Origin of the sequence: Streptomyces sp. NPDC051578 (assembly GCF_044454045.1) — a bacterium.
Taxonomy (GTDB): Bacteria; Actinomycetota; Actinomycetes; order Streptomycetales; family Streptomycetaceae; genus Streptomyces.
On the sequence record NZ_JBITDH010000001.1, the window covers coordinates 394,551 to 412,025 of the forward strand.

General features: G+C 71.6%; 12 protein-coding genes. 6 read left to right on the forward strand and 6 right to left on the reverse strand.

Annotation, left to right across the window (positions count from 1 at the left end; genetic code table 11):
* Window positions 1-6 precede the first annotated feature (6 nt).
* From ACIA6C_RS01810 to ACIA6C_RS01830, 5 genes are all read right to left on the reverse strand, one after another.
* Window positions 7-840 carry an endo alpha-1,4 polygalactosaminidase gene (locus ACIA6C_RS01810; RefSeq protein ID WP_366081595.1) on the reverse strand — a complete coding sequence of 278 codons (834 nt, stop codon included), beginning with the start codon at window positions 838-840 and terminating at the stop codon, window positions 7-9.
* The gene (locus tag ACIA6C_RS01815) at window positions 837-1,487 is read right to left on the reverse strand and encodes a spherulation-specific family 4 protein (RefSeq protein WP_366081603.1); all 651 of its coding nucleotides are present in this window, start codon (window positions 1,485-1,487) and stop codon (window positions 837-839) included. Before ACIA6C_RS01815 ends, ACIA6C_RS01810 begins: the two co-directional genes overlap by 4 nt.
* A gap of 41 nt (window positions 1,488-1,528) precedes the next feature.
* The gene (locus ACIA6C_RS01820; protein WP_399272192.1) at window positions 1,529-3,061 is read right to left on the reverse strand and encodes a hypothetical protein; all 1,533 of its coding nucleotides are present in this window, start codon (window positions 3,059-3,061) and stop codon (window positions 1,529-1,531) included.
* Complete coding sequence (pelF, locus tag ACIA6C_RS01825) at window positions 3,058-4,572, reverse strand: GT4 family glycosyltransferase PelF (RefSeq protein ID WP_399272194.1); 1,515 nt, start codon at window positions 4,570-4,572, stop codon at window positions 3,058-3,060. The genes ACIA6C_RS01820 and pelF overlap by 4 nt, the downstream gene beginning before the upstream one ends.
* Before the next feature lie 124 nt (window positions 4,573-4,696).
* On the reverse strand, window positions 4,697-6,706 hold the full coding sequence (locus tag ACIA6C_RS01830; RefSeq protein ID WP_399272196.1) for a hypothetical protein: 2,010 nt from the start codon (window positions 6,704-6,706) through the stop codon (window positions 4,697-4,699).
* 377 nt (window positions 6,707-7,083) lie between these two features.
* Here ACIA6C_RS01830 and ACIA6C_RS01835 point away from each other — a divergent pair, with 377 nt between their 5' ends.
* From ACIA6C_RS01835 to ACIA6C_RS01860, 6 genes are all read left to right on the forward strand, one after another.
* The gene (locus ACIA6C_RS01835) at window positions 7,084-8,625 is read left to right on the forward strand and encodes a leucyl aminopeptidase (protein WP_366081591.1); all 1,542 of its coding nucleotides are present in this window, start codon (window positions 7,084-7,086) and stop codon (window positions 8,623-8,625) included.
* A 292-nt stretch (window positions 8,626-8,917) separates the two neighbouring features.
* Window positions 8,918-10,306, forward strand: a complete 1,389-nt coding sequence (lpdA, locus tag ACIA6C_RS01840; RefSeq protein ID WP_399272198.1) for a dihydrolipoyl dehydrogenase — start codon at window positions 8,918-8,920, stop codon at window positions 10,304-10,306.
* A 53-nt stretch (window positions 10,307-10,359) separates the two neighbouring features.
* The gene (gene sucB, locus ACIA6C_RS01845) at window positions 10,360-12,147 is read left to right on the forward strand and encodes a 2-oxoglutarate dehydrogenase, E2 component, dihydrolipoamide succinyltransferase (RefSeq protein ID WP_399272200.1); all 1,788 of its coding nucleotides are present in this window, start codon (window positions 10,360-10,362) and stop codon (window positions 12,145-12,147) included.
* Window positions 12,148-12,419: 272 nt separating this feature from the next.
* Complete coding sequence (locus tag ACIA6C_RS01850) at window positions 12,420-13,043, forward strand: GntR family transcriptional regulator (protein WP_361136197.1); 624 nt, start codon at window positions 12,420-12,422, stop codon at window positions 13,041-13,043.
* Window positions 13,044-13,264: 221 nt separating this feature from the next.
* Complete coding sequence (aceE, locus tag ACIA6C_RS01855) at window positions 13,265-15,946, forward strand: pyruvate dehydrogenase (acetyl-transferring), homodimeric type (protein ID WP_399272202.1); 2,682 nt, start codon at window positions 13,265-13,267, stop codon at window positions 15,944-15,946.
* A gap of 163 nt (window positions 15,947-16,109) precedes the next feature.
* Window positions 16,110-16,628, forward strand: a complete 519-nt coding sequence (locus ACIA6C_RS01860; RefSeq protein ID WP_361136195.1) for a DUF4240 domain-containing protein — start codon at window positions 16,110-16,112, stop codon at window positions 16,626-16,628.
* An 8-nt stretch (window positions 16,629-16,636) separates the two neighbouring features.
* Here the strand turns inward: ACIA6C_RS01860 and ACIA6C_RS01865 are convergent, their stop codons facing one another.
* Window positions 16,637-17,407, reverse strand: a complete 771-nt coding sequence (locus ACIA6C_RS01865) for an SDR family NAD(P)-dependent oxidoreductase (RefSeq protein ID WP_399272204.1) — start codon at window positions 17,405-17,407, stop codon at window positions 16,637-16,639.
* Between the last annotated feature and the right edge of the window lie 68 nt (window positions 17,408-17,475).

A 17,475-nucleotide genomic window follows, 5' to 3' on the forward strand; every position in this document is an offset into this window, starting at 1 on the left:
GCAGTACTAGGGCTCGCCCTTCGGGGGGCACCAGCGGCGCCAGGCGTCCAGGTCGGTCTTCTTCTGGAGCGAGCTGAGCTTCTCCCGCTGCGAGGTGGGGCACCACTCGCGGAGCCTGCCCTCGTACTCGACGTGGAAGACGGCCTTCCCGGCCGCGACGAACGGCCGGTACCGCTCGCACTCGTCGTACTGCGCGCACTGCTCGTTGACGGCGAACTCGAAGTCGCCGACGAGATCGGGGATCTGGTCCAGGTCGTTCTTGAGCCCGACCGACAGCCCCCGGTCGTGCGCGAGCTTCGCGATCAGCCGGTTGTAGGACAGCTGGTCGGCGGCGGTGAGCGGGAACCCGGACGAGTTCGCGTACCCGTCCATGTTGTCGGGCTCGATCGCGTCGAAGCCCTTGGCCTTGCACATGTCGAACCGCTTGGCCATCAGCGGTTCCAGTTCGGCCGACCGCCGGATGTCGAGCCAGCGCTCGCCCTCCCAGCCGTTGCCCTTGCCCAGCAGCTCCTTCGGGAAGTCGGCGGCGTCGGGGCGGAAGTCCTCCCAGGCGCCGGTGGAGAGGTAGCAGATCGTCTTGCGGCCGGCCTTCTTCAAGGCGGCGACCTGCTCCTTCGTCGTGTTGAAGCCGTCGACGTCGAACACGGCCGCCTTCACGGAGAGGTCGAGCGTGCCGGTCAGCTGCCACTGCCAGCTCACCTGCGGCGCGGGCTGCCAGCGCTGACCGGGCGCCGGATCGGGCGACAGGTCGTCGGGTTCCGGCGGCTCGGGCGCCGACGTGCAGGAGGCCAGCAGCAGGAGCGGGCCGACGAGCAGCCAGGGCAGCGCGCGGCGCCTCATGCGGTGGCCTCCAGGGCGTAGGGGAGGGTTCCCCACGGGTGCGCGCCGGTGCCGGGTACCGCGCAGTGCACGGCGGCCCGCCGCTCCAGGGCGAGTTCGGCGGCCGGTGCGCCCGGCGGGACGGCGTACACCAGGTGGCAGAACCGCTGGGCGGGGTGGTCGGCCGTCCACCCCGGGGCGGCGCCCGCGTCGCGGTAGGCGTCCCAGGGGCCCTCGAAGGTGACGAGCAGGTCGGCGAGCGCGGCGTACCCGGGGTGCGGGTGGACGCCGTGGTTCAGGACGAGGGTGCGGGCGCCGGCGGCCCGGGCGGCGACGGCGAGCCGCCCGTAGTGCGGCAGCAGTTCCGGGTCGGCGCTCGCCTGGTCGAGGAAGGCGCCGTCGGTCGCGTACCAGTCGCGGTGGCGCAGCAGGTCCTGGACGACGGCCGCGTGCGGCCGCCTCCCGTAGTCGGTGTCGGTGTACCCCAGGACGGGCACCCCGGCGGCCCGCAACCGCCCGGCGACCGCGGCGAACCGTTCGTCGGGGGCCGCGCCCGGCCCGCTGTCGGGGTTGAGCACCACCGAATGCAGCCGGCCGGCCGAGGCGATGAGCAGCTCCCACGCCTCGGGCCGGTCGGCGGGGTGCTCGTAGAGGGGCACCAGCAGCATGAGGTCCTTCTTCTTGTGCGTCTCGTACGGGGGCACCTGCGTCAGCGGTGGGCCGTGGCGCGGCCCAGCAGCAGGCAGACGAGGATGGCCAGGGCGGCCGCGGCCGTGCCCGCCACCGCCAACTGCACCAGCCGCGGCTGCCCGTAACCGGTCAGCACGGCCAGGCTCTGCACGAAGGCCGCCGAGGCGCAGACCACCGCGGCGGGCCGGACCGCCCCGAAGGACTGGAGCAGCAACCCGGTCCACATGACGGCGCCGAGCAGCAGCAACGTCGCCGCCCGCGCCCCGGTCAGGGCGGGCGCGCCGGGCCACAGCAGGGTCCCGCCCACGCCCAGCGCCAGGAGCACCGCCAGGTACCGGGCCAGGCAGCGGGCCAGGGTGGCCAGCATCCGGCGCCGGAACGCCCGGGGCGAGCGGGCCGCCCGCAGTCCGGCGAGGCTGCCGCTGCGGAACCGGTGCAGCAGCCATTCGGCGGGGCCCATGCTGAGGGTGAGGGCCACCGCCGAGGGCGCGGCGACCGCCTCGGCGGGACCCCCGGCGAGCACCTCCCCCAGGGCGGCGTACAGCACCAGCAGCCCGGTGCCCAGGCCGAAGACGCCGTACGGCACGGAGTCCGCGAGCCGGGGCTCGCGCGGCGCGTACTCCTCTTCGGCGCCGCGCAGCATCCGCCACCGCACGGGGCCGCCGCCCGGCCGGGCCCGCGTCCGCTCCCGGACCCGGCCCACGAGGGCCCGTACCCCCTCGGCCAGCGGCAGTTCCCGTACGGCCAGGGAGCAGGCGGCCAGCAGGGACACCACGAGCAGGGCCACCCGCACCCTGACGGGCAGGTCGACGAAGAGGACGAGCACCGCCCCGGCGGCCATCGGGGCGAGCGCGGCGAGCAGCACCCGCTCCCGGCCGAGGACCAGCAGGACGGTGGCCGCGCCGACGTACAGCGCCTGCCCGGCGGCGAACGCGTAGGAGAACGGCGGTCCGCCGGGCACCGCCAGGGCGGCGGCGGTGCCCAGCAGCGCCCCGGCGGGGGCCCCGGCGAGCAGGGTCCGCCCGGCGGCGGCCCGGTCGCCGAGGCCGAGCCGGGAGTAGGCCCGGTGGGACAGGGTCTGGTCCCACACCCAGCCGATCAGGGCGCCGGCGAGCAGGGTGAGCGTCCCCGCGGGCAGGCCGAGCCGGTCGGGCGACCCTTCCAGCAGGGGGGCGCCGAGCAGGTAGGCCAGGCCCGGCAGGGCGAAGATCACCCCGCGCAGCAGGCAGGCGGTGAGGGAGACCTTCCACGGGTCGGGGGTGCTGCGGGGCTCCGGGAAGGAGCGGGGCACCCGGGCGTAGAGCTCCTCCGCGAGCGCGAAGGAGTCGTGGCGGCCGTAGGTGAGGCGGATGTATTCGTCGTTCATCCCGTCGGATTCGAGGATGGCGGCGATCTCGTCGGGATGGACGGCGGCGGCGATGAACGCGTCGAAGCGTTCGACGAGTTCGTCCATCGGGTCGGCGGCGGCCGCGGCCGTGGCCGTCCGCCGGGGACGGGGGATGGCGGGCAGGGTGTTGCCGCCGGGCACCTTGAGCCACAGGGATCCACTCACGACGGGTTCCCTTCGGCGGCGAGCTCGCGGTACCAGGGGTCGGCCAGGCGCTGGGTCCAGTCGTCGCCCGGGTGGACGGGCAGCACGGGCTGGCCGGCGAGTTCCCGGTAGATGTGGCGGAACCCGTCCACGGACTGGTGGAGGGTGAACTTCTCCACGACCCGTCGGCGCGCGAGCCTGCCCAGTTCGGCGCGGCGCGCGTCGTCGCGGAGCAGGGCGAGGGTGGCGCGGGCCATGGTCTCGGGTTCGCGGGGCGGGACGACCAGCCCGGTGTCGCCGACGGCCTCGCGCACTCCGCCGACGTCGGTGGAGACGGTGGTGCGGCCGCAGGACATGGCTTCGATGATGCTGAACGGGAAGCCCTCGCTGATGGAGGAGAGCATGACGACCGAGCCGGCCGCGTAGGCCCGGGCGACCTGCTCGATGCGGCCTTCGAAGGTGATGCCGTCGGACACCCCGGTCTCGGCGGCGAGCTTCTCCAGGCGGAGCTTGTAGTCCTCGCACCCGGCCGGGACGGGGCCGAAGAGGCGCAGCCGCAGGGCGGGGATCTCCTGGCGCATGAACGCGTAGGCCCGGATGAGGGTTTCGAGGTCCTTGATCGGGTCGACGCGGCCGCACCAGCTGAGGGTGGGCACCTCGGGTTCGGGGCCGGCCTCGGGGAAGGCGTACGGATCGACGCCGTTGTAGACGGTGCGGATGCGGTCGGAGGCGGCGCCTCCGCGCTCTTCCCAGCGGCGGTTGTACTGGTTGCAGGGGGTGATCAGGTCGGCCTGCCGGTAGCCCTCGGTGTTCAGCTCCCGGTAGAAGCCGAGCATCAGGGCCTTGACCGGCCAGCGCTGTTCGGCGGTGCGGTAGCCGAGGTAGCGCTCGCGCAGGTAGATGCCGTGCTCGGTGAGCAGGAAGGGCACCTGGTCGAGGTGTTTCGCGGCGAGCGCCGGCAGGGTGGCCAGGCCGCTGCTGACGGCGTGGGAGACGCTGTCCGGCGGGATGCGCACGCCGAGCGGGCGCAGCGCGTGTTCCAGCAGGTCGGTGGCGGTGAGCGCGTCGTGGATGGTGGGCTCGGCCTCGGCGGTGCCCATGCCCGGGCGGGTCCACAGGTCCATCAGCAGCCGCAGCACGGACTCGGAGCGCAGGGCGGGGGCCAGGCGGCCGGAGCGGGCCAGCAGGGCCAGTTCGCGCAGGGCTTCGGAGAATCCGCCGCGCGCGGGGTCGAGCATCGACAGCAGGAACGCTTCGTAGGTGTCGGTGAAGCGGCGCCGGGCCTTGCCGCGCAGGGCCGAGCGGAGCGTGCGGGGCGGCGGCGGGCCCCAGAGCGGCACGGCGGTGTGCCGGTACACGTTGCGGGGCAGTTCCCAGGTGACCGGCTCGCGTCCGGAGCCGGTCAGGGCTATGACGTTGAAGTCGACCTCCGGCATTCCCCGGACCAGCTGGTCGCACCAGGTGCTGACGCCCCCGTGGACGTGCGGGTAGGTGCCTTCGGTGAGCATGGTGACGTGACGCCCATGGCTCATGCGGTGTGTCCCCCCAGGACGGAAAAGGGGCCGGCGCCCGTGGTTCGCGGAGCGCCGGCGCAAGGTGATGCTGCGTACGCGTGCGGATGGAGCGGTTCGGCCGGGCGGACGGCCGGGGCGGCCGTCAGGCCAGCTTGAGCGTGACCGCCGACTGGAGGAGCTCCGGGGACGTCCACGCGGAGCGGGTGCCGGCGTACGCGGTGCCGAAGTCCGCGGTACCGAGCAGGAGCTGCTTCTTGGTTCCGACGGGCGCCGTGACGGGCGCGACCACGCCCGAGGGCGCCTTGACGGTGACGTCCTTGCCGATGCGGTAGGCGGTGACCTTGTTGGCGGCGAGGGCGGCGTCCCAGGCGGCACGGCGGCCGAGTTCGACGCCGGAGTCCTTCATGCTCTGGTTCACGATCGGGGCGCTGGGGGCGTACAGGGTGCGGTAGGTGTCGAGCACCTGGTTGAGGACCGGGTAGAGGGTGCGGTCCTCGGCGAGGTTGGACTGGTGGACGTAGTGCGGGCGCGGGTCGTTGTCCAGGACGTGGCGCAGGGCGGTGCGGGCCTCGGTGGGGACGATGTAGTCGAGGTAGCCGGTGCCGGTGTCGAGCGGGGCGGGCAGGCAGGTGGAGGTCGCCGGGTTGTCCTCGCAGGCGCCGCTGCCGCCCTGGGCGCGGCTGGTGTAGATCCAGTTGTACTCGTCGGCCATCTCCGCGTTGGTGCCCGTGTTGTAGTACACGTTCATCGGGTAGCGAGGGACGGTCAGGGCGGCGCCGACCGCGCGCTGCCCGGGCTCGCGCGAGCTGTCGCTGCCCGCCCACTTGATCCCGTTGTCGGCGAACGCGCCCGCCAGGTTCGGGTTGTCGACGGTCTGCTGCGGCAGCGTCTTGAGGCCGGAGTGCTCGCCCGTGACGATCTCGGAGCGGTCGGTGGTGATGCCCTTGGCGGCGGCCCAGTTGTTGTTGTCGCGGATCTGGGCGGAGATGTCGGCGCGGCTCATCCAGTTGACGGCGCCCTGGGCGTTCTTCGTGCAGGTCCAGGGGACGGTGGTGACGTCCTGGACGCAACCGAGGAACAGGTGGGTGTAGGTGTGGTTCATCCAGCGGAACTGGGCCCGGTCCGCGACGAGCTGCGCGGTCAGGGCGTCGGTGCCGCCGTTCTCCGTCTTCCACTCCTCCCCGGCGCCGGCGTTGAAGAGCATGTCGAGCTTGAAGTTCTTGCTCTTCTGCCACTGCACCGCGTACTGGGCGTCGGCGGCGGTCATCCGGATGGTGCTCTCCTTGCCCTCGCCGCCCGCGCAGGCGTAGTCGCCGGGCGTGCAGTTGAGGGTCTGGTCCCAGCGGGCGTCGGGGGCGAAGACGTCGTCGACGTGGACCGCGAAGTAGTTGCGCTCCTGGCCGAGGTGGACGCCCTGGGTCAGCCATTCGACGATGCCCCGGGCCAGCAGCCGGAATTGCTGCTGGTACTGGTTGTAGCCGAAGGTGACGACCAGTTCGCTGCGTCCGTCGTGGGCGTACTCGCCCACGAGCGAGGCGCGGCCCGATCCGACGGGGGCGTCGAGGTAGCTGGTGTAGCCGGTGCGGGGCTTGGCGATGAACCCGTAGCTCTCCGGGATCAGCGGCGAGTTGTCCTCGAAGGTGACCTGTCCCCCCAGGTAGCCGAACGGGCCGGCCTGGCCCGCGGCGGTGACGGCCGCCCGGGTGCCGTCGAGGGTGCCGCTGTATCCGCCGTTGTCGGTGTATTCCAGGCCGACTTCGGGGTGGGCCCAGGTGTAGGCGTCCACCTGGCGGATGCCGTACGTCGTCTCGTAGGCGGTGAGCGCGGCGGATTCGGCGGAGCCCGCGCCGAAGGGGTTCTCGTTGGGCAGGACGACACCCTGGAACTTGGCGCGCGGCCGGCCGTCGACGGTGTCGCTCAGGAAGGCCGCGTCGATGACCGGGCGGCTGCTGCTGCCCAGGTCGACGCGGGTGTAGGGGACTCCGGTGTCCCGGAGTTCGGCGGTGATCGCCGCGACCGAGCTGCCGCCGTCGTCGACGACCAGCACCCTCAGGTCGATGCGCGGTACGACGGTGGCCGCCTGGGCGGTCGCCGCGGGCACCACCACGGACATCAGCGCGGTCGCGGCCATCGCGGCCGCGAGCCTGTTCATCCGGTTCCTGCTCTTGCTGACCATTTCGGCCTTCCCCCCGCAGGCTCCCTCGACGACGGCCATGGCGGACGGCCGGCCGGGGAGGCTCTGTGGAAATCATGCAAAGGGACCCCACGCCCCCTTGCGAGAGTGGGTCGAGTCTCTCGGACCTCGTCAGGTCTAAAGCTGAAACCTGGAACAGAGACCACAGATGGGTGAACCTGTCAGTGGTCCCGTCGAACAACTTGCCAAACCTTCGAGTGACGTACGGACGACCGCGTACGCGTAGGCTCGTTTCCGGGTGCCGCCGCGCCCGAATACGATCGCTGCGGAGCGGCCGGCGACCCTGACGCGACCGCAGCGCACACATACACAAACGGAAGCGAGACTTCACCACCGTGACTGCTCTGACTCTCAGCACTGCCGGCGCGGCGACGCTCCGCGCCGATGCCCTCGTGGTCGGCGTGGCGAAGGGCCCGAAGGGGCCCGTCGTCGCCGCGGGCGCCGAGGCCGTGGACAAGGCGTTCGACGGAAAGCTGGCCGCCGTGCTCGACGCCATGGGTGCCTCGGGCGCCGAAGGCGAAGTCACCAAGCTGCCCGCACCCGCCGGTCTCAAGGTCCCGGTCGTGCTGGCCGTCGGGCTCGGCTCCCTGCCGGAACAGGACGAGTCGTACGACGAGGAGGCCCTGCGCCGCGCCGCCGGCGCTGCCGCCCGCGCCCTGCACGGCTCCAAGAAGGCCGCCTTCGCCCTTCCCCTGGACGACGCCTCCGCCGTCACCGCCGTCGCCGAGGGCGCGCTGCTCGGCGCGTACGCCTTCACCGCCTACCAGGGCGGCGAGGACAAGGCCGCGAAGAACGGCGCGAAGAACGGCGGCCCGAAGCAGCCGCTGGCCGAGGTCGCCCTGCTCGGCGCCAAGCCGCGCGACAAGGAGCACAAGGCCGCCGCCGAGCGCGCCACCGTCGTCGCGACCGAGGTCAACATCGCGCGCGACCTGGTCAACACCCCGCCGAACGACCTGACCCCCGAGGCCTTCGCCGCCGTCGCCACCGCGACCGCGAAGGAGAACGGCGTCAAGGTCCAGGTGCTGGACGAGAAGGCCCTGGTCAAGGGCGGCTACGGCGGCATCATGGGCGTCGGCAAGGGCTCCGAGAACCCGCCGCGCCTGGTGAAGCTGTCCTACACCCACCCCAAGGCGGAGAAGACCCTCGCCTTCGTCGGCAAGGGCATCACCTACGACTCGGGCGGCATCTCCCTCAAGCCGGCCGGCCACAACGAGACGATGAAGTGCGACATGGCCGGCGCCGCCGCCGTCTTCGCCTCCGTCGTCGCGGCCGCCAAGCTGGGCCTCCAGGTCAACGTCACCGGCTGGCTCGCGCTCGCCGAGAACATGCCCTCCGGCTCCGCCACCAAGCCCGGCGACGTGCTGCGCATGTACAGCGGCAAGACCGTCGAGGTCCTCAACACCGACGCCGAGGGCCGCCTGGTCCTGGGCGACGCGCTGACCCGCGCCAGCGAGGAGAACCCGGACGCGATCGTCGACGTCGCGACCCTGACCGGCGCGATGGTGCTGGCGCTGGGCGACCGCACCTTCGGGATCATGGCGAACGACGACGCCTTCCGCACCTCGATCCACGAGATCGCCGAGGAGGTCGGCGAGGCCTCCTGGCCGATGCCGCTCCCCGAGGACCTGCGCAAGACCATGGACTCCCCCACCGCCGACATCGCCAACATGGGTGTCCGGATGGGCGGCGGCCTGGTGGCCGGCCTCTTCCTCCAGGAGTTCGTCGGCGAGGGCATCACCTGGGCGCACCTCGACATCGCGGGCCCCGCCTTCCACGAGGGCGCCCCGTACGGATACACCCCCAAGGGCGGCACCGGCTCCGCCGTGCGCACCCTGGTGCGGCTGGCCGAGCGCACCGCGACGGGCGACCTCGGCTGACGCCACCGCCCAGCGAACACGCGCCCCGGGACCCGCACGAGGTCCCGGGGCGCGTTCGCTCTGGACGTAATCTCGACGATCAGTAGTTTTCTACGCACTGGTAACCCTGATTCCGGCGGAACGGCCGTTCTCAGCCGGGGCCCGGCGTCCCGCGTTCCCCCGACAAATGCGAAGATGGGTTCTCGGCAGGACAGGGCCCCCACCACAGGGCCGAAGAAACAAGCGGCCGAATACCAGCCGCCGCCCGGTCACAGAGGACCGGTGCCCGGCGCACATGCATGGAGGACGTGACGTGGCGAACGACGCCAGCACCGTTTTCGACCTAGTGATCCTCGGCGGTGGCAGTGGCGGTTACGCCGCGGCGCTGCGCGCCTCCCAGCTGGGTCTCGACGTTGCGCTGATCGAGAAGAACAAGCTCGGTGGCACCTGCCTGCACAACGGCTGCATCCCCACGAAGGCTCTGCTGCACGCCGGTGAGATCGCGGACCAGGCGCGCGAAGCCGCTCAGTTCGGTGTCAAGGCCTCTTTCGAGGGCATCGACATCGCGGGCGTGCACAAGTACAAGGACGACGTCATCTCGGGCCTGTACAAGGGCCTGCAGGGTCTCGTCGCCTCCCGCAAGGTGACGTACATCGAGGGTGAGGGCCGACTCTCCTCCCCGACGTCCGTCGATGTGAACGGTCAGCGCATCCAGGGCCGCCACGTCCTGCTGGCGACCGGCTCCGTGCCGAAGTCGCTGCCGGGCCTGAACATCGACGGCAACCGCATCATCTCCTCGGACCACGCGCTGGTCCTGGACCGCGTGCCCGAGTCCGCGATCATCCTCGGCGGCGGCGTGATCGGCGTCGAGTTCGCCTCGGCGTGGAAGTCCTTCGGCACCGACGTCACCGTCATCGAGGGCCTCAAGCACCTCGTGCCGGTCGAGGACGAGAACAGCTCCAAGCTCCTGGAGCGCGCGTTCCGCAAGCGCGGCATCAAGTTCAACCTGGGCACCTTCTTCGACAAGGCCGAGTACACCGAGAACGGTGTGCGCGTCACCCTGGCCGACGGCAAGACCTTCGAGGCCGAGGTGCTGCTGGTCGCCATCGGCCGCGGCCCGGTCTCGCAGGGCCTGGGCTACGAGGAGCAGGGCGTCGCGATGGACCGCGGCTACGTCCTGGTCGACGAGTACATGCAGACCAATGTGCCGACCATCTCGGCCGTCGGTGACCTCGTCCCGACCCTCCAGCTCGCGCACGTCGGCTTCGCCGAGGGCATCCTGGTTGCGGAGCGTCTGGCCGGTTTGAAGACCGTCCCGATCGACTACGACGGTGTTCCCCGCGTCACGTACTGCCACCCCGAGGTCGCCTCCGTCGGCATCACCGAGGCCAAGGCCAAGGAGATCTACGGTGCGGACAAGGTCGTGGCCCTGAAGTACAACCTGGCCGGCAACGGCAAGAGCAAGATCCTCAAGACCGCGGGCGAGATCAAGCTGGTCCAGGTCAAGGACGGTGCCGTGGTCGGCGTCCACATGGTCGGTGACCGGATGGGCGAGCAGGTCGGCGAAGCCCAGCTGATCTACAACTGGGAGGCCCTGCCGGCCGAGGTCGCGCAGCTCATCCACGCGCACCCGACCCAGAACGAAGCGCTCGGCGAGGCCCACCTGGCCCTGGCCGGCAAGCCGCTTCACTCCCACGACTGATCGTCACGGGCGCGACGACCACTTCCGCACTTTCGTTAGGAGCAACCGAAACCATGCCGGTTTCCGTAACCCTTCCGGCGCTCGGAGAGAGCGTGTCCGAGGGCACTGTCACCCGTTGGCTCAAGGCCGAGGGCGAGCGCGTCGAGGCCGACGAGCCGCTGCTCGAAGTCTCGACCGACAAGGTGGACACCGAGATCCCGTCGCCCGTCGCCGGCATCCTGGCCTCCATCAAGGTCGCCGAGGACGAGACCGTCGAGGTCGGCGCCGAGCTGGCCGTCATCGACGACGGCACGGGCGCTCCGGCCGAGGCTGCCGCTCCGGCCGCCGAGACCGCCGCCGCCCCGGCCGCCGAGACCGCCGCCCCGGCGCCGGAGGCCCCGCAGGCCGCCCCGTCGACCGAGGTCGAGACCCCGGCTCCGGCCCCGACGGCCGAGGCGGCCGCCGGTGGCGGTTCCGCCGAGGGCACCGATGTCGTGCTGCCCGCGCTGGGCGAGTCCGTCACCGAGGGCACCGTCACCCGCTGGCTCAAGCAGGTCGGCGAGTCCGTCGAGGCCGACGAGCCGCTGCTCGAGGTCTCCACGGACAAGGTCGACACCGAGATCCCCGCGCCGGTCTCCGGCACCCTGCTGGAGATCCTGGTCGGCGAGGACGAGACCGCCGAGGTCGGCGCCCGTCTGGCCGTCATCGGCGTCGCCGGTGCCGCCCCGGCCGCTGCTCCGGCCGCCCCGGCCCCGGCCGCTGCTCCGGCTCCGGCTCCGGCTCCGGCCGCAGCTCCGGCTCCGGCTCCGGCCGCCGCTCCGGCTCCGGCAGCCCCGGCTCCGGTGGCCCCCGCGGCCCCGGCCCCGGCCGCCGCTCCGGCTCCGGTCGCCGCCCCCGCCGCCCCCGCCGCCCCGGCCCCGTCGGCCGGTGACGAGGGCGCGTACGTGACCCCGCTGGTGCGCAAGCTCGCCTCGGAGTCCGGCGTCAACCTGTCCACGGTCTCGGGTACCGGTGTCGGTGGCCGTATCCGCAAGCAGGACGTCCTGGCCGCCGCCGAGGCCGCCAAGGCCGCCGCCACCCCGGCTCCGGCCGCCGCCGCTGCCGCCCCGGCCGCCGCCCAGGCTCCGGCCGCGGTGTCGGAGCTGCGCGGTCAGACGGTCAAGATGACCCGCATGCGCAAGGTCATCGGCGACAACATGATGAAGGCCCTGCACACGCAGGCGCAGCTCAGCTCCGTGGTCGAGGTGGACGTCACCAAGATCATGAAGCTGCGCGAGCAGGCCAAGGCCTCCTTCCAGGCCCGTGAGGGCGTCAAGCTCTCGCCGATGCCGTTCTTCGTCAAGGCCGCTGCCCAGGCGCTCAAGGCCCACGCGGTCGTCAACGCCCGGATCAACGACGACGAGGGCACCATCACCTACTTCGACTCGGAGAACATCGGCATCGCCGTGGACTCCGAGAAGGGCCTGATGACCCCGGTCATCAAGGGTGCCGGTGACCTCAACCTGGCGGGCATCTCCAAGGCGACCGCCGACCTGGCCGCCAAGGTCCGCGGCAACAAGATCACGCCGGACGAGCTGTCGGGCGCGACCTTCACCATCAGCAACACCGGCTCGCGCGGTGCGCTGTTCGACACGGTGATCGTGCCGCCGAACCAGGTCGCCATCCTGGGCATCGGTGCCACCGTCAAGCGTCCGATGGTCATCGAGACCCCCGAGGGCACCGTCATCGGCGTCCGCGACATGACGTACCTGACCCTGTCCTACGACCACCGCCTGGTGGACGGCGCGGACGCGGCCCGGTACCTCTCGGCCGTCAAGGCCATCCTGGAGGCCGGCGAGTTCGAGGTCGAGCTCGGCCTGTAGGGCCTGCCGCGGCGGTAGCCGCACAGCTGTCGCGCACGGCGCCCCCGTCCGGAACCTTCCGGGCGGGGGCGCCGTCGTCGGTCCGGGCGCCGTCCGCAGGTCCCGGCGCCGTCCGCGGCGCCGTCCTGTGCTCCGGCATCGCCCGCATCCCCGTGCCCGCGCTGTAACCAGCCTCACCCCGGGTCCCTGACCAGGAACGCTTCGCGTCGGCCGACACCGCCGTATTGTCTACGCATCAGCCCCGCGCGCCCCCAGGAGATGAAGCGCCGATGATCACCCCACCCGTCGTGCACTCGCTGCGCGAGCAGATCCGCGAGCACATCGTGGAGGGGATCGTCAGCGGCCGCTGGAAGCCCGGCGAGCGGATCGTCGAGCGGCGGATCGCCGTCGAGCTGGAGGTCAGCCAGACGCCCGTCCGCGAGGCCCTGCGCGAGCTGGAGACGCTGCGGCTGATCGAGTCGGCGCCGAACAAGGGCGTGCGCGTACGCAACCTCTCCGCCGCCGATCTGGAGGAGATCTACCCGGTCCGGGCCGGTCTGGAGCAGATCGCGGCCGAGCTGGCGGCGCCGCGCCTGGCGGCGGACTGCACGGCGCTGGAGCCGCACGTGGCGGCCCTGTGGGACGCGGACCGGGCCGAGGACGGAACGGCGCAGGTGCGGCACACGGTGGGCTTCCACCGCGAGCTGGTGCGGGCCGCGGGCAACAGCGTGCTGCTGCACACCTGGGAGAGCCTGGGCATCGAGGTGTTCACTGCCCTGTCCATCCGGTGGCTGGGCACGGTCCAGAAGTCGTACGCGGAGGAGCACGCGGCCCTCGTGGAGGCCTTCCGCAATCAGGATCCGGACATCGGCGTGCTGGTGAAGCGGCACGTCCTGGGGTGCGCCCCCCGCGCCTGAGCGGTCGGCTTGCCCCGGTTTGCCCGGCACCGGGTGCCCATTTTCATGGCACCCGGTGCCGACTTTCGCCGGATCGACATTTCTTCGCCACTTTCGTTTGATCGATCATCGATCAGCGATTTACAGTCGACGCGGACCCCTACCCGGGTCCGCCGACCCTGTCCTGCCCGTCAGGGATTTTCTTCACCACCTCTCCTTTGTCCGGAAGGCGGCGCACACCGATGTCCGACCCCGTAGGAAAGCTTCCGAGCGAGCTCGACCAGCTCCCGGACCGCGACACCGAGGAGACCGCCGAATGGGCGGCCTCCCTCGACGCCGTCGCCAAGGCCGCCGGTACGCGCCGCGCCGAATACCTGCTCCGCCGCACCCTCCAGCACGCCGAGGCCGCCGGCCTCGCCCTGCCGAAGCTGCTGGAGACGGACTACGTCAACACCATCCCCACCTCCGCGGAGCCCGAGTTCCCCGGTGACATGGAGATGGAAGCCAAGATCACCGCGTGGAACCGCTGGAACGCGGCCGCCATGGTGACCCGCGGCTCCAAGTACGGCGTCGGCGGCCACATCGCCACCTTCGCCTCGGCTGCCTGGCTCTACGAGACCGGCTTCCAGCACTTCTTCCGCGGGAAGGAGGCCGACGGATCGGGCGACCAGCTCTACATCCAGGGCCACGCCTCCCCCGGCATCTACGCCCGCGCCTTCCTCGACGGCCGCGTCTCGGAGCAGCAGCTCGACAACTTCCGCCAGGAGTCCGGCGGCAACGGCCTGCCGTCCTACCCGCACCCGCGGCGGCTGCCCTGGCTGTGGGAGTTCCCGACGGTGTCCATGGGCCTCGGCCCGCTCTCCGCGATCTACCAGGCGCGCTTCAACCGCTACCTGCAGAACCGGAACATCAAGGACACCTCCAACTCGCACGTCTGGGCCTTCCTCGGCGACGGCGAGATGGACGAGCCCGAGTCGACCGCCGCCCTGGCCCTGGCCTCCCGCGAGCGGCTCGACAACCTGACCTTCGTCATCAACTGCAACCTGCAGCGCCTCGACGGTCCGGTCCGCGCCAACTTCCGTGTCGTCCAGGAACTGGAGGCCCAGTTCCGCGGCGCCGGCTGGAACGTCATCAAGTCGCTGTGGGGCTCCGCCTGGGACGAGCTGTTCCAGCTCGACACCACGGGCGCCCTCGTACGGCGCCTGCGCGAGGTACCGGACGCGCAGTTCCAGACGTACGCGACCCGCGACGTGGCCTACATCCGCCGGCACTTCTTCGGTGCCGACGCCGAGCTCGTGCAGCTGGCGGCCGTGCTGACCGACGCCAAGATCGCCGAGTGTTTCCACAGCTCCCGCGGCGGCCACGAGCCCCGCAAGGTGTACGCCGCGTACAAGGCCGCCCTGGAGCACAAGGGCGCGCCGACCGTCATCCTCGCGCAGACCGTCAAGGGCTACACGCTGGGCGCCGGGTTCGAGTCGAAGAACGCGAACCACCAGATGAAGAAGCTGACGATCGACGAGTTCAAGGACATGCGCGACCTCCTCGGCCTCCCGATCCCCGACAGCGCCTTCGCCGACGGCCAGGTCCCGTACGGGCACCCGGGCGCCGACAGCCCCGAGGTCCGCTACCTGAACGAGCGCCGCGCGGCCCTCGGCGGCCCGGCCCCGGCGCGCAAGGTGCACCACGTGGCCCTGCCGGCCCCGGCCGAGCGCTCCTTCGCCCCGCTGCTCAAGGGCTCCGGCAAGCAGGAGATGGCCACCACCATGGCCTTCGTCCGGCTCGTCAAGGACCTGATGCGGGACAAGGAGACCGGCAAGCGCTGGGTGCCGATCGTCCCCGACGAGGCCCGCACCTTCGGTATGGAGTCCCTGTTCCCGTCGGCCGGCATCTACTCGCCGCTGGGCCAGACGTACGAGCCGGTCGACCGCGACCAGCTCATGTACTACAAGGAGGCCAAGGACGGCCAGATCCTCAACGAGGGGATCACCGAGGCCGGCGCCATGGCCGACTTCATCGCCGCCTGCACGTCGTACGCGACGCACGGCGAGCCGATGATCCCGTTCTACATCTTCTACTCGATGTTCGGCTGGCAGCGCACCGCCGACCAGATGTGGCAGCTCGCCGACCAGCTCGGCAAGGGCTTCATCGTCGGCGCGACGGCCGGGCGCACCACGCTGACCGGTGAGGGCCTCCAGCACGCGGACGGCCACTCGCACCTGATCGCGTCCACGAACCCGGCGTCGCTGAACTACGACCCGGCCTTCGCGTACGAGATCGCGGTGATCGTCAAGGACGGTCTGCGCCGCATGTACGGCGAGAAGCCGGAAGACGTCTTCTACTACCTGACGGTCTACAACGAGCCGAAGGTCCAGCCGGCCATGCCCGAGGGCGTGGAGGAGGGCATCCTGCGCGGCCTCTACCGCTTCAACACGGCCGCCTCGCTGGAGTCCGCCCCGGCGGCCGACGCCCCCAAGATCCAGCTGATGGCCTCCGGTACGGCGATCCACTGGGCCCTGGAGGCGCAGCAGCTGCTCGCCGCCGACTGGAACGTGGCCGCCGACGTCTGGTCCGCCACCTCCTGGGGCGAGCTGCGGCGCGACGCGCTGGAGTGCGACGAGGCGCTGCTGCGCGGCGAGATGCGCACCCCGTACGTCACGCGCGCCCTGGAGGGCGTCACCAGCCCGGTCCTCGCCGTCTCCGACTGGATGCGCCAGGTCCCGGACCAGATCAGCCAGTGGGTCGAGCAGGACTGGACCTCGCTGGGTACGGACGGCTTCGGCCTGTCCGACACGCGCGAGGGCGCCCGCCGCCACTTCGGTGTCGACGCGCCGTCGATCGTGGTGGCCGCGCTGGCCCAGCTCGCCCGCCGCGGCGAGGTCCCGGCGTCCGCCATCAAGGAGGCCCGGGAGCGCTACGGCCTGTAGGCCGCGCGCGCCACGCCGGTGAGGCGGTCCGCCCCGTGGGGGGTGCGGGCCGCCTCACGCGTTTTCCGTGGCCGGTTCCTGCGGCCACGCGGGGGGCGTTGACCGGCCTTTGGCCGTATGAGCGGTGGCGGCGCGGGGGCCGACCCGTGATGCTTGAGCCGTGATGGACGAGACGGAGTTCTGGGAGATCGTCGACAGTACCCGCGAGGCCGCCGAGGGCGACCCCGAGGAGCACGCCGAGCTGCTCGTGGAGCGCCTCGCACAGCTCGACCCGGACTCCGTGCTCGATTTCGCCCGGCACTTCGAGTCCCGTTACAACCGGGCGTACACCTGGGACCTGTGGGGCGCCGCCTGGGTGCTGCTCGACGGGGCCAGCGACGACGCGTTCGACTACTTCCGCTGCTGGCTGATCGGCCAGGGGCGGGAGGTCTTCGAGGGCGGGGTGCACGACCCGGACTCGCTGGCGGAGCTGCTGGGCGACTTCGACGAGGAGATCGACGGGGACGGCGAGGAGCTGGGGTACGCGGCCGACGAGGCGTACGAGCAGCTGACGGGCGCGGTGGCGCCGGACCTGGGTGTCGCGCTGCAACCGGCCGAGCCGGAGGGCACGCCGCTGGACTTCGAGAACGAAGCCGTGCTCGCGGAGCGCTTCCCCCGGCTGTGGGACCGGTTCAGGGGCTGACGGCCGGCTCAGTAGTGGGTGCCGCCGTCGATACGGATCTCCGTACCGGTGATGAAGGCGCCGTCCTCGCAGCCCAGCATCGCGACGACGCCGGCCACGGTCTGCGGGCCGGCGAAGCCCTGGCCGAGGGCCGGGGCGAGCTTGGTGAACAGGCTCCAGTCGGTGTCCTCGGGCAGGCCGGGACCGTTACCGGTGGTCATGCCGCTCTCGATGGAGCCGGGGGCGACGGAGACGAAGCGCAGGCCCTGCTTGCTGTACTCGGCGGCGAGGGCGTGGGTCATCGACTGGATGCCGCCCTTGCTGGCCGCGTAGGCGGACATGTAGGGGTGCGCGAAGGACGCGGAGGTCGAGCTGAAGTTGACGACGACCGGCCGGTCGCCCTCCAGCAGCGCCGGGAGGGACTCGCGGATCATCAGGAAGGTGCCGGTCAGGTTGACCGCGATGACCTTGTTCCAGAAGTCGAGGGTGGTCTGGTGGGTGTGCGCGGAGCGCAGGATGCCCGCGGCGTTGACGAGGACGTCCAGCCCGCCGAGCGCGCCGACGCCGGCGGTGACACCCGTCCTGACCGACTGCTCGTCGGATATGTCCAGTACGGCGGTGGTCAGGCGGTCCGCGTGCCCGTCGACGGCGGCCTGGTCGGCGGTGGCCTTGAGGCCGGCTTCGTTGACGTCCACGGTGTGGACGCGGCCGCCCTCGGCGAGGATGCGGTGGACGGTGGCCTGGCCGATGCCGGAGCCACCGCCGGTGATGAGGACACGACGTCCTTCGTAACGGTTCATGGGAGGAAGGGTACTCCTGCGATGACATATTTTGCCAGCATGTCAAAACATGCAAGAGACATATGTCC